This window comes from Sphingomonas xanthus, assembly GCF_007998985.1.
Taxonomy (GTDB): Bacteria; Pseudomonadota; Alphaproteobacteria; order Sphingomonadales; family Sphingomonadaceae; genus Sphingomicrobium; species Sphingomicrobium xanthum.
Window position 1 is genome coordinate 1,897,983 of sequence record NZ_CP041659.1, and the last position, 12,102, is coordinate 1,910,084.

14 protein-coding genes and 1 tRNA gene are annotated in these 12,102 nt (G+C 64.6%); 10 read left to right on the top strand and 5 right to left on the bottom strand.

The features are described from left to right. The 6 genes from gcvPA to FMM02_RS09595 are packed head-to-tail and all read left to right on the top strand — an operon-like array spanning position 1 to position 5,147. A complete protein-coding gene (gene gcvPA, locus FMM02_RS09570; RefSeq protein WP_147494624.1) occupies positions 1-1,359 on the top strand; it encodes an aminomethyl-transferring glycine dehydrogenase subunit GcvPA in 1,359 nt (452 codons plus the stop codon). Next, positions 1,356-2,951 carry an aminomethyl-transferring glycine dehydrogenase subunit GcvPB gene (gene gcvPB, locus FMM02_RS09575; RefSeq protein WP_147494625.1) on the top strand — a complete coding sequence of 532 codons (1,596 nt, stop codon included), beginning with the start codon at positions 1,356-1,358 and terminating at the stop codon, positions 2,949-2,951. The genes gcvPA and gcvPB overlap by 4 nt, the downstream gene beginning before the upstream one ends. After that, a complete protein-coding gene (locus FMM02_RS09580; RefSeq protein ID WP_147494626.1) occupies positions 2,951-3,412 on the top strand; it encodes an abscisic acid-deficient protein Aba4 family protein in 462 nt (153 codons plus the stop codon). Before gcvPB ends, FMM02_RS09580 begins: the two co-directional genes overlap by 1 nt. 45 nt (positions 3,413-3,457) lie before the next feature. Continuing rightward, entirely contained in the window at positions 3,458-4,081 is a 624-nt protein-coding gene (locus FMM02_RS09585) for a TMEM175 family protein (RefSeq protein ID WP_147494627.1), read from the top strand. Beyond that, entirely contained in the window at positions 4,078-4,719 is a 642-nt protein-coding gene (locus FMM02_RS09590; RefSeq protein ID WP_147494628.1) for a DUF938 domain-containing protein, read from the top strand. The genes FMM02_RS09585 and FMM02_RS09590 overlap by 4 nt, the downstream gene beginning before the upstream one ends. Before the next feature lie 35 nt (positions 4,720-4,754). Beyond that, positions 4,755-5,147, top strand: a complete 393-nt coding sequence (locus FMM02_RS09595) for a PilZ domain-containing protein (RefSeq protein ID WP_147494629.1) — start codon at positions 4,755-4,757, stop codon at positions 5,145-5,147. Positions 5,148-5,163: 16 nt separating this feature from the next. On the opposite strand, the gene FMM02_RS09600 is transcribed toward FMM02_RS09595, so the two are convergent. Further along, positions 5,164-5,805, bottom strand: a complete 642-nt coding sequence (locus tag FMM02_RS09600) for a PilZ domain-containing protein (RefSeq protein ID WP_281288863.1) — start codon at positions 5,803-5,805, stop codon at positions 5,164-5,166. A gap of 209 nt (positions 5,806-6,014) precedes the next feature. On the opposite strand from FMM02_RS09600, the gene FMM02_RS09605 reads away from it, so the two are divergent. Continuing rightward, positions 6,015-6,983 carry a retroviral-like aspartic protease family protein gene (locus FMM02_RS09605; protein ID WP_187107757.1) on the top strand — a complete coding sequence of 323 codons (969 nt, stop codon included), beginning with the start codon at positions 6,015-6,017 and terminating at the stop codon, positions 6,981-6,983. Positions 6,984-7,110: 127 nt separating this feature from the next. Further along, a complete protein-coding gene (locus FMM02_RS09610) occupies positions 7,111-8,427 on the top strand; it encodes a L,D-transpeptidase family protein (protein WP_147494632.1) in 1,317 nt (438 codons plus the stop codon). Positions 8,428-8,477: 50 nt separating this feature from the next. Here the strand turns inward: FMM02_RS09610 and FMM02_RS09615 are convergent. Together FMM02_RS09615 and folK are read right to left on the bottom strand one after the other, a co-directional pair. Beyond that, a tRNA-Lys gene (locus tag FMM02_RS09615) sits at positions 8,478-8,553 on the bottom strand. A 19-nt stretch (positions 8,554-8,572) separates the two neighbouring features. After that, a complete protein-coding gene (gene folK / locus FMM02_RS09620; RefSeq protein WP_147494633.1) occupies positions 8,573-9,064 on the bottom strand; it encodes a 2-amino-4-hydroxy-6-hydroxymethyldihydropteridine diphosphokinase in 492 nt (163 codons plus the stop codon). Positions 9,065-9,087: 23 nt separating this feature from the next. On the opposite strand from folK, the gene FMM02_RS09625 reads away from it, so the two are divergent. Together FMM02_RS09625 and FMM02_RS09630 are read left to right on the top strand one after the other, a co-directional pair. After that, on the top strand, positions 9,088-9,759 hold the full coding sequence (locus FMM02_RS09625; RefSeq protein ID WP_147494634.1) for a uracil-DNA glycosylase: 672 nt from the start codon (positions 9,088-9,090) through the stop codon (positions 9,757-9,759). After that, positions 9,752-10,246, top strand: coding sequence for a GNAT family N-acetyltransferase (locus FMM02_RS09630; RefSeq protein ID WP_147494635.1), 495 nt, complete (start codon positions 9,752-9,754; stop codon positions 10,244-10,246). The genes FMM02_RS09625 and FMM02_RS09630 overlap by 8 nt, the downstream gene beginning before the upstream one ends. Here FMM02_RS09630 and aguB read toward each other — a convergent pair. Further along, positions 10,243-11,094: an N-carbamoylputrescine amidase gene (gene aguB, locus FMM02_RS09635; RefSeq protein WP_147494636.1), complete on the bottom strand. Its 852-nt coding sequence runs from the start codon at positions 11,092-11,094 to the stop codon at positions 10,243-10,245. The two genes, FMM02_RS09630 and aguB, sit on opposite strands and share 4 nt — an antisense overlap. After that, positions 11,091-12,065 carry an agmatine deiminase family protein gene (locus FMM02_RS09640; RefSeq protein ID WP_147494637.1) on the bottom strand — a complete coding sequence of 325 codons (975 nt, stop codon included), beginning with the start codon at positions 12,063-12,065 and terminating at the stop codon, positions 11,091-11,093. Before FMM02_RS09640 ends, aguB begins: the two co-directional genes overlap by 4 nt. Positions 12,066-12,102 lie beyond the last annotated feature (37 nt).

Here is a 12,102-nt window from a genome sequence, read left to right on the forward strand (position 1 = left end):
ATGCGTTATTTGCCGCTGAGCGATGCCGATCGCTCCGCAATGCTGGACAAGATTGGCGCGGCCGCGGTCGATGACCTGTTCTGCGACGTTCCCGAAGGGCTGCTTCGCAAGGCGCCGATCGAGGGCTTGCCGCTCCATGCCGGCGAAATGGCGGTGGAGCGCGACCTGACCGCCTTGGCGCGCAAGAATATGGTGGCGGGCGAGGTGCCCTTCTTCCTTGGCTGCGGTGCCTATAAGCATCATGTCCCGGCGACGGTCGACCATATCATCCAGCGCGGCGAATTCCTGACCGCCTACACGCCTTACCAGCCGGAAATCGCGCAAGGCACGCTCCAAGTGCTGTTCGAATTCCAAACCCAGGTCGCGCGCCTGCTCGGCTGCGAGGTCGCCAACGCGTCGATGTACGACGGCTCGACCGCCTGTTGGGAAGCGATCGGCATGGCGCGGCGGATCAGCCGCAAGTCGAAGGCGATCCTCTCCTCGGGCCTTCACCCGCATTATGTCAGCGTCTGCAGGACGATGGCCAAATTCACCGGCGATACGCTCGAGACCGCGCTTCCGGCGCTCGAAGCCGTGACCGATGCCCAGCGGCTGATCGACGCGATCGACGGCGAAACAAGCTGCGTTGTCGTACAATATCCCGATATCCTTGGTCGCGTCACCGACCTCCAGCCGATCGCCGATGCCTGTCATGCCAGCGGCGCGCTGCTGGTCGCGGTGGTGACCGAACCGGTGGCGCTCGGGGCGCTGAAGTCGCCTGGCGAAATGGGCGCAGACATCGTCGTCGGCGAAGGCCAGTCGATTGGTGTCGGCCTGCAGTTCGGCGGTCCCTACGTCGGCCTGTTCGCAACCCGGGAAAAATATGTCCGGCAAATGCCCGGCCGCCTGGCCGGCGAAACCGTGGATGCCGAGGGTAAGCGTGGTTTCGTGCTGACCCTGTCGACCCGTGAGCAGCATATCCGGCGCGAAAAGGCGACTTCGAACATCTGTACCAACAGCGGCCTTTGCGCGCTGGCCTTTTCGATCCACATGACCTTGCTTGGTGAAAAGGGCCTGACGCGGCTTGCTCAAGTGAATCACGCGCGCGCGTGCGCGGTAGCCGACCGGCTCTCGGAGATCCCTGGCGTGCGGCTGATCAACGACAGCTTTTTCAATGAATTCGCGCTGGAGCTTCCGGTCGAAGCGCGGCCTGCGGTCCATGCAATGGTCGAAAAGGGCGTGCTTGGCGGGGTGTCGCTCGGTCGGCTCTTCCCCGGCGAACCGCAACTCGCGAACGGGTTGGTGGTCGCGGTTACTGAGATGGTCAGCGATTCGGATATCGATGCGCTCGAGGCGGCGCTGAAGGAGGTGTGCCAGTGACTGCCGTCAATCCCTCGGGCTGGCGCCCATCCTCTCCGGAAGCCAGCGGTTCTGAAGCGGCGCCGACGGTGACCGGCAACCGGGCGCTGATGCTTGAACAGCCGCTGCTGTTCGAAATCGGCAGCCGCGACCAGACCGGTGTCGATATCGAAGCCTTGCCCGCCGCCAACCGGCTTGGCGGCCTGGCGCGCGGCGGGGTCGACCTGCCCGGACTGAGCGAGCCGGAAGCGGTGCGTCACTACACCCGCCTGTCACGCCAGAATTACGCCATCGACCTCGGCCTGTTCCCGCTCGGCAGTTGCACGATGAAGCATAACCCGAGGCTCAACGAAAAGATGGCGCGGCTGCCAGGCTTTGCCGACATCCATCCGCTCCAGCCGCAGGAAACGGTGCAGGGCGCCCTTGAGCTGATCAACCGGCTGGCCTTCTGGCTGATCGAACTCACCGGCATGCACAGCGTGGCCATGAGCCCCAAGGCCGGCGCCCATGGCGAATTGTGCGGCCTGCTGTGCATCCGCGCCGCGCTCGAGGCGCGCGGCGATGCTCGGCAGGTGGTGCTGGTCCCCGAAAGCGCGCACGGCACCAATCCGGCCACCGCCGCCTTCTGCGGCTACCGGGTCGAAAATATCCCGGCGACCCGGGAAGGCCGAGTGGACCTTGAAGCGCTCAAGGCGCGACTTGGAAGCGATGTCGCCGCGGTGATGATCACCAATCCCAACACCTGCGGACTGTTCGAGCCGCAGATGAAGCTAATCAGCGACGCGGTGCATGCTGCGGGCGGGTTTGTTTATTGCGACGGCGCCAATTTCAACGCCATCGTCGGCAAGGTGAAGCCGGGCGATCTCGGCATCGACGCGATGCATATCAACCTGCACAAGACCTTTTCCACCCCGCACGGCGGGGGCGGGCCGGGATCCGGTCCGGTGGTATTGTCTGAAGCGCTGGCGCCCTATGCGCCGCTCCCCTATGCGGCGCGCTACGCTGACGGCAGCTTCAAGATGGTGGAAGAAGAACATGCCGCCGAGGAGCACCCCGAAGCCTTTGGCAGGATGGTCGCCTTTCACGGCCAGATGGGAATGTTCACCCGCGCATTGACCTATATACTCAGCCATGGCGCGGACGGGCTGAAGCAGGTCGCCGAAGACAGCGTCCTTAACGCCAATTACCTTCTGCGCAGCCTTAACGATGTGCTGGATGCACCGTTTGGCTTTAGCGGCCCGTGCATGCACGAGGCGATCTTCAGCGATAAGGGCTTTGCCGAGGGCTTCTCCACGATCGATGTCGCCAAGGCGCTCATCGACGAGGGATTCCACCCGATGACCATGTATTTCCCGCTGGTAGTCCATGGCGCGATGCTGGTCGAGCCGACCGAGACCGAGTCGAAGGCGAACCTCGATCAGTTCATTGCCGCCCTCCGCTCGATTGCCGGCAAGGCCAAGTCGGGCGATCCGGCGCTGAAAGCCGCGCCGGTCCATGCCCCGCGCCGCCGCCTCGACGAGACGCTGGCAGCGCGCAAGCCGGTGCTTGCCTATCAGACGCCGGCTCCGGACGGATCGGGTACCGGCCTCGGCGCGAAATATGGCGGCGGCTGATGAGTTGGGACGCGCTCTTCGGCTTCACCAACGGGGTGGCAGTCATCGCCTGGGCGGTCATTTTGTTCCTGCCGCGCGGGCCGCGGACGAGCGCGATGCTACTTTACGCCGGCGTCGGCATCCTTTGCCTGACCTATGTGATGCTGATTGTCGGCATGCACGCCGGGTGGCTCGACTCCAACCGGCTGCCCGGCGCACCTCCGCCTAACTTCCTTGATTATGATATCGCGGGGCTGCGCAACCTCTTCATGAGCGATGGTGGACTGGTACTCGGATGGACCCATTATCTGGCGCTTGACCTGTTCGCCGGGCTGTGGATCGCCAAGGACGCGGACAATAAGGCATTCAGCCGCCTGACCCAGGCGCCGTTCCTGATGCTCACCTTCCTTGCCGGCCCGGTTGGCCTGCTGCTCTGGCTGCTGGTGCGCGAACGCAGGGCCCGCAAGCTCGCGAGGGGTTGATCGGCGGGCGGGACGCGGGAACAAGCTTGCCGTGAGGGGGAAGCGATGACCGAACGGCTCGATAATTTTACCGATGCGGCTTTTGCCTTTGCCATTTCGCTGCTGGTGATCGGCGGCGCCCGGGCACCCGACAATTTCGATGCCCTAGTTGGCGCGCTTGGCGACATTCCGGCGTTCGCCTTCGGCTTCGCGGTAATGGCGATGTTCTGGCTTGGCCATGTGCGGTGGCGCAAGGCGCGCGGGGAGGGCGACGGCCTGTCCCTGTTCCTCACGCTGCTGCTGGTGTTCCTCACCCTCGTCTATGTCCAACCGCTGCGCGGCATGGCCGCCGCCACCGGCCTATGGTTTACCGGCCAGGGCCAGGGCTTCGGCGGCAGCCTGTCCGGCCTGTTCGCGGTTTATGGGACGGGGTTCGTCGCCATGTCCCTGGTCATGGCGGGCTTGTGGGCCGACACGTTGAGGGAAAGCGGCCTGACCCATGCTGAACGCTGCAACTCGCGCGGCGAGCGGGGGATCTGGCTGATCATGGCTGCGACGGGGGCTCTGTCCATCATCGTGTCCATGACCCGCTTCGGCCTGTTCGCCGCAATGCTCTACGCAACCTTGCCGATGACTATCTTCTGGTACACTGCGCGTCACGACTGGGGCGAAGCGAAGGAGACGGCATGAGCGAGCCCAGCTTCCCGCCTTATAATGTCGGCGACCTTGGCGATGGAGTGCGCCGGACCGCCCCTGCCGCCGCGCGAAACGTCGGGCCGATCGGCGATGTCCTCGATCGTTGGCTTCCGGGCGATGGGCTGGTGCTCGAAGTCGCCAGTGGCACCGGGGAGCATGCGCTCGCCTTCGCCCGGCGCTTTCCCGCATTGGACTGGCAGCCCAGCGATCCCGACCCGGCGGCGCTGGCTTCGGCTGCCGCCTGGGCAAAGGAGGAGGGACCGTCCAACCTGCGCCCGCCAGTCCCGCTCGATGTATGCGACCCCCACTGGCCGGTCAGCGAGGCTTCGGCGCTGCTATGTGTGAACATGGTCCATATCAGCCCTTGGGACAGCGCGGTGGGCTTGGTTGAGGGAGCGGCGCGAATCCTGGCGAAGGGCGCCCCCCTGATCCTCTACGGTCCCTGGCTTGAAGCGGGCGTAGAAGCCGCGCCTTCCAACCTTGCCTTCGACGCCAGCCTAAAGGCCCGCAATCCGCGCTGGGGCCTTCGGCTGGTCGAGGATTTCGCGGCGCTGGCGGCGCGCCATGGTTTTACGCTCGACGAGCGCTTGGCGATGCCATCGAATAATTTGATGCTGCGCTTCACACGTTAAACCAAGTTTTACCGTCTGGCCTTACAAGCGGGCCGATGGACGAGAGCAATAACCCGCAGAATCGCAAGTCGCGTCGATCGAACGTGCTGATGGCGGCCAGCCTGGAACTGTCGGGCACATCGCTGCCGGTCAAGCTGCGCAACCTCAGTGCCGAGGGCGCGCTGGTGGAAGGTGACAAGCTTCCCGTCGAGGGTTCAGCGATCCAGTTCCGCAAGGGCGACCTCAGCGTTGCCGCGAAGGTCGCATGGTGCAAGACCCGCCACGCTGGGATCAGCTTCGAACATAAACTCGATCCCGACCAGGTGATGCGCCACGTCCCTGTGCCTCGTGCACGGGTCAAACCCAATTTCCGCCGTCCCGGCCTCAAGTCCCAGCTGAGCGAAGATGAGCGCCGTTACGGCGAGCAATGGCTCTGGCGACTTTCCTAATGTCTTGAAGGGTTGATTAGCCCGCGGAGCACTGCGCAGCGCGCTGCGCGTGTAGCCAGGCGACCAGCTCGCCAAGCGATAGCAGCCGGTTGAACGTCACCCCCATGAAGCCTTGGTCGCTCCATCGAGCGACCCCTGCCTGTGCAGGCAAGCCAGGCAGGCTGACAACGACATCGGTGCCATCGGGAATGAGCGTATCACAGCGAAGCTTGACGCCGCCTTGCGAAATATCGCGAGCTTCGACGCGCAGGACGGTCGAGCCATCGCGCAATGTCGCATGGCAGCCCGTCTCGATCCGCGGCATGCGCGGCCTCGGACCATCCATGCTCGTGGACAGAATGTCGATCACATCGATCGGCTGGTCGAATGCGACGCCGGCGTTCTGGTCGCGCACCCAACTGATCGTCCCATTGACGGGCTGACCGCTCTTCAGCTCGACGGTGAGCGAGGTGCCCACATCAAGCGTGCAGTAGAGGCGGATCATCATCCCGCCGGCCGAGATATTCTTTATCAGGCAGAGTTCGCGCCGGTCTCCGACCTGGATCGAGCCGACCCGAAACAAGGTCATGTGCCGATCGCCTTCTCGCCGATCCCCCGACTCCGTCGGAGCATTGTTCGACAGCGAATAGAGCGTCGTTTCTACCGGCTGATGATCCAATCGACTTACTCCACGACAAACCGCGGCATTGACTGGGCGCTGATGAACCAGGGCCTCGGTCGTCCTGCTGCGCCGATGGTAGTTCGAGATGAATTACCAACAGGTTGATGGATGCTCCGAAGCGGTTTCAGCGGAATTGCTTGCCGTCCGACCGCCTAGGGGATAGCAGCACAAGCTGGACCAACCTGTCAGGGGTCCAGGAGCGCGCGATGCATTTCGTAAGCCATGGACTGGCAGCCGGCCTGGTTCTGATGAGCACGCCGGCCTGGGCCGATGCCGATAGCCCCGCACCGCAACCGGCGATGCTTGTGGCGGAAAATTACGACCATGTGGCGATTGGTGAAGACCGCACCGAACGTATGACGGTTGCGGTGTCGGTTGCCGGGAAGGGCCCCTATCGCTTCCTGGTCGACACCGGATCCGAACGCACCGTCATATCGCGTGAACTGGCGACCCGGCTTGGCCTTGCCGGCGGACGCGACGCCGTGGTGCACAGCGTTCTTGGCGCCAACCGCGTGAGCACGGTGCGGATTCCGAGCCTTTCAGTCAGCAACATCCGGCTTGCGGCCGGGGATGCGCCGGCGCTCAAGGCATCGAACATCGGCGCGGATGGACTTCTGGGGATCGACAGCCTCCAGCATCATCGCGTGATGTTCGATTTCAAGGGCGGCACCATGTCGGTGCTGCCGGCGAGCCTGCCGGTGGCCCGGCTGGACGGCGACACGATTATTGTTCGTGCCCGATCGCGAAACGGCCGGCTGATCTTCACCGACGCCGAACTCGGCGGCCGCAAGATTGCGGTAGTGGTCGACACCGGAAGCCAGATCAGCATCGCCAACCTCGCCGCGCTCAAGGCACTGCGGCGCCGAGGCGGCTCGACGCTCCCGGACCCGGTCGCGATCGAAACGGTGACCGGCGAACAGACCATTGCGGAAGTGGCCAGACTGCAAGGTCTGCGCATCGGCGGGCTGGCGATAAACGAGCTTGCGGTGGCCTTTGCGGACGCGCACATCTTTCGGGAATTGAAGCTCGACCGGAGGCCCGCGATCCTGCTGGGGATGAACGCGATCCGCGCGTTCGACCAAGTATCGATCGATTTCGCCAGCCGCAAGATCCGCTTCGTCTTGCCGGAATCGCGCCTGGCCGACGGCATCCGAATGGCGTTGCTGATCAACTAAAGACGATGTGGCCTCATCGCCACAGCATCTCATTAACCAGCTGTTTGAGGCAGATCGACTTGAACTGCGGGTGCCAGCTTGCGTTAATATAGGCCTGTGTAGGACGTCGGCCGAGAGGGGAAAGACATTGAAATATACCGGAATTGCAGCATTGGCGTTGGTTACCGCGGGACCGCTCGCGGCACAGGCGCCGACGACGAGCGCGGTGGTGCCGTCGGTTGCACCGGCCAACAGCGACGTTTCCCGCTATTATGACGCCAGCCGCAATGCGCCGATCTGGTTTCGCGCCGGCCAGGGCGAGGCCGTGCCCCAGCTGATCTCCATTCTCCGCCGCTCGCCGGTCGATGGCTTTACGCGCGGCCCGCAATTGGCCGCCGAGGTCGAGACCGCCTTCGCCGCCGCCCGCACCGGCGACGCCAAGGCCGTTCAGCATGCAGAGCGGGTCATGTCGTCGGCCTGGGTGGCCTATGTCCAGACGATCAGCGCTCCGACGCCGGGCATGATCTACGGCGAAAAATGGGTCACTCCGGTTACACCGACGACCTTCGGGATCCTCAGCAAGGCTTTGAACGCGCCGTCGCTGGCCCAGCACCTCAAGAGCGTGTCCGACATCAACCCGGTATATGCCGGGCTGCGCGACAAAGCCGTCGAAGAATCCCAACTGCCCGGCGGCGGCAACGCCGCGCGCTACATGGCGAACATGGAACGCGCCCGCTCGATCCCGGCCAAAGGTCGGTTTGTGCTGGTCGATGCGGCGACTGCGCGGCTGTGGCTTTACGAAGACGGCCGCCCGGTCGATTCCATGAAGGTTGTTGTCGGCGACAAGGACAAACTTGGGCTGCCGACTCCAATGATCGCCAGCGTGATCTGGTACACCACCTTCAACCCTTATTGGCACGTTCCCGACCATCTGGCGCGCAAGAGCGCGGCGCGGGTTGTCAAGGAAGGCGAAGCCTATCTGAAGCGCAGCGGCTACCAGGTCGTCGACAGCTGGAGCAAGGACGCCAAGGTGCTTCCCGCCTCTAGCGTGGACTGGAAAGCAGTCGCGGCCGGCACCGCCAGCGTCAAGCTGCGCCAGCTTCCGGGCGGCAATAATTCCATGGGCGACATGAAGTTCAACTTCGCCAACCCGGAAGGCATCTACCTTCACGACACGCCAACGCGCGAACATTTCGCCAAGTCGCAGCGGACCATCAGCAACGGCTGCATCCGCGTCGAGGACGCGAAGCGACTGGCGCGCTGGTTGCTGCAGCGTGATGCCTCGGCCCCGACCAAGGATGCCGAACAGCATGTTGTGCTTCCCCAGGGCGTCCCGGTCTATGTCACTTACCTGACTGCCCAACCGCATCTCGGCGAAGTAGCGCTGGCGAAGGACGTTTACGGTTGGGACGCGCGGTCAACGTCGAGCGCCGCAGTCGCGGCAAAGGCCGGCGCGGGCTCCTGAACCCTCCGATTACGGAAAAATGCCACCGGGGCGTCTTGGGGGAGGTGCCCTGGTGAGCCGTGCTGGATTCGAACCAGCGACCTACTGATTAAAAGTCAGTTGCTCTACCAACTGAGCTAACGGCCCTCACCAGGGCATGGGTCCGTTAGCTTGCCGGTCGCCGCTTGCCAAGACGTGAGTGGAGGTGTTCAGCAGTGAGCGCGCCCAATATCGGCCAATGGGGGGCGATCGCCCGCATAGGGCCCAGCACGAAGTTCCGTTCGGCCAGCCGCGGATGGGGGATGGTGAGGCTGCGCGAGACAAGGCGGCCGCCGTCCCAGGCGATCAGGTCTAGGTCCAGCACCCGCATGCCCCAGCGCCGTCCGGGGCGGCGCCCGAAACGGCGTTCGATGGCCTTGAGTTCAGCCAGCATCGCGGCAGGCGCGTGGACACTCTCGACCAGCGCAACGGCATTGGCGAAATCCCGGCCGGCGCCGCCAACCGCCTTGTTGAGGACGATCGGCGAGGCATCGAACAAGGCGAACAGCCGGTCGAGCTCGGCAATTGCCGCGGCAACCACCCCCGCCGGACGCCCGAAGCGGATATGGCGGCGGTTCGATCCGATCGCCACGGCGTAGAGATGCGTTGCCTCGCTCATCCCCGCTCGCCTAGGCTGGCGGCATGGATTTCGCCAGCCCCGCCGACCTGTCGCCGCTGCCCACCGCCGAAGCGCCGCGCGACTGCCCGCTGTGCCCTCGGCTGGTCGAGTTCCGCCATCAATGTCGAGCCGAGCATCCCGACTGGTGGAACGCGCCGGTCCCAGTGTTCGGCGACCCCCAGGCCTGGCTTGGGATCGTCGGCCTGGCGCCCGGCAAGCAGGGCGCCAACCGCACCGGCCGGCCCTTTACCGGCGATTATGCGGGTGACCTGCTTTACGCCACGCTGGCCCGTTTCGGGCTGAGCGAGGGCGACTATGCCGCGCATCTGGGCGATGGACTGCGGCTTAAGGGCGCGATCATCCTCAATGCAGTGAAATGCCTGCCGCCGCAGAACAAGACTCTGCCCGCCGAGGAAGCGAACTGCCGTCCTTTCCTGCTCACCGCGATCGCGCAGCTGCCCCGGCTCACCAGTTTTATCGCGCTGGGCAAGGTCGCGCACGACACCCTGTGCCGCAGCTTCAGCGTACCCCTCGCGCGCGCCCGCTTCGCCCATGGGGCGGTCCATGCGCTGCCCGACGGGCGGACCCTTTACGACAGCTATCATTGCAGCCGCTACAACCAGAATACGCGCCGGCTCGACGCGGGTATGTTCGAAGCTGTGTTCGAGCGGGCGATCGCCGATCGGGATGGTTGAGCTTCGCACCCCGCGCCTATTGCTGCGCCGAGCGCGCATGGACGATCTTGCCGATGTCCATGCGGTGATGAGCGATCCCGAGGTGATGCGCTATTGGTCGACCGCGCCGCACCGCGAAATCGACCAGACCGAACGCTGGCTCCGCTCGATGGTCGACGCCGATCCAGCGGGTAGCGACGACTTCCTCATTGAGCGCGGCGGCCGGGTGATCGGCAAGTTGGGCTGTTGGCAGTTGCCCGAAATAGGCTTCCAGCTGGCGCGCGATCAATGGGGGCAGGGGCTGGCCAGCGAAGCCATGGCGGTCTTTATTGCCCGCCGCCGATCGATCGGCGCGTCATCGCGGCTTACCGCCGACGTCGATCCGCGCAACCTCGCTTCACTCGAGCTGCTCCGGCGCCACGGCTTCGTCGAAACCGGCCGCGTGGCGGGAACGTGGCAGATCGGCGACGAGCTTTGCGACAGCGTTTACCTGGCGCTCGACCTTTAGATGTCCTGCGTCAGCCTGCCGTAAAGCTCAGGCCGGCGGTCGCGGAAGAAGCCGAAGGCGGCGCGGTGTCGCTTGGCTTGGGTAATGTCGAGCGTCGCGACCAGCACGCCGGTCTCGCTGGCCCCGAATTCTGCAAGCATGTCGCCGCGCTCGTCGCAAATGAAGCTGTGGCCGTAGAAGCGCTGGCCTTCCTCGGTGCCGATGCGATTGGCGGCGACCACCGGGACGACATTGCTCACGGCATGGCCGATCATCGCCCTGCGCCACAGCCGTGAGGTGTCGAGGTCCGGATCATGCGGTTCGCTGCCGATCGCGGTCGGGTAGAACAGGATTTCCGCCCCCATCAGCATCATCGCCCGAGCGGTTTCAGGATACCATTGGTCCCAGCATACGCCGACTCCGATCGTCGTGTCCGCGCCCTCCCACACTTTGAAGCCGGTGTTGCCGGGGCGAAAATAGAATTTTTCCTCATAACCAGGACCATCGGGAATATGGCTCTTGCGATAAACGCCGGCGACCTTTCCGTCGGGATCGATCATCGCCAGCGAATTATAGTGGTGCGGCCCGTCGGCTTCGAAGAAACTGGTCGGGATCCAGATGCCGAGCTCGCGCGCCAGTTCCTGCATCGCCAGCACCGAGGGATGCGCCGCGGTCGGCTTGGCGGTAGCGAACAGCCCCTCGTCCTCGATCCGGCAGAAATAGGGGCCCTCGAACAGTTCGGGGGGAAGCACGATCTGTGCGCCCTTGCCGGCCGCTTCGCGGACCAGTTCGGACACGTTGCGGATATTTTCCGCCGTGTCGGTGCCGAAAGCGAGCTGGAGGGCGGCTACGGTGATCGTCTGGCTCATGCGGGCACCTGCTGGCTGATGCAGTGGAAACTTCCGCCGCCGGTCAGCAGATGGTCGGCGCGCAGGCCGATGACGCGGCGGTCGGGAAAGATGTCCTGAAGTGCGGCGACCGCGGCATCATCGTTGGGCGCGCCGTAGAGGGGCACAACGACGGTGGCATTGCCGATATAGAAATTCATGTAGCTGGCGGGCACGATTTCGCCATCGCGGGTCACTTCGCCAGGGGAGGGGATGGCGACCACATCCAGGTCGGCATCGAGCAGCATTTCAGCGGCGTCGGCATAAGCGGAGGCATTGGGGTCGTCGGCAACCGCTTCGGGAATGGCGACACGGCCTGGGGCCACGAAACGCGCCAGATTGTCGACATGGCCATCGGTGTGATCGTTGACGAGGCCGTCGCCAAGCCAGACGATGCGGTTCGCGCCAAGGTCGCGCTTGAGCCGTTCCTCGACCTCGTCCTTGTCGAAACCTGGGTTGCGGTTGGGGTTGAGCAGGCACTGTTCGGTGGTCAGGAAGGTGCCGCTGCCATCACCGTCGATGGCCCCGCCTTCGAGGATCCAGTCGGCCTTGGCGTAGGGCAGGCCCGCTTCCGCGGCCAGCCGTTCGCCGATGCTGTCGTCGCCCTCCAGCTCATATTTGCCGCCCCAGCCGTTGAAGCCGAAGCCCTGCGCCCGGAAACTGGCCGTCGTGCCGCACAGGATCGCGCCGGTATCGCGCAGCCAGATGTCGCCGAACGGCTCGACGATGACCTTGGCGAACGGCGCCTGCCGCCGCGCTTCGGCCGCCGCGCTCTCGTCTGCCGCGACTAGCCATACCGCTTCCCCGGCTCCGTCGGCATGAACCGCGCGCGCGAAGGCGGCAACTTCGGCCTGGGCAGGCGCGAGATCCTCCTCCCACAGGTCGGCGGCGCTTGGAAATCCGATCCACACGGCGGCGTGGGGTGCCCATTCGGGGAGGGGAGGATGAGTCATCGGCGGCGCGATACCAGCGCCGATCACGAAGTCCAAC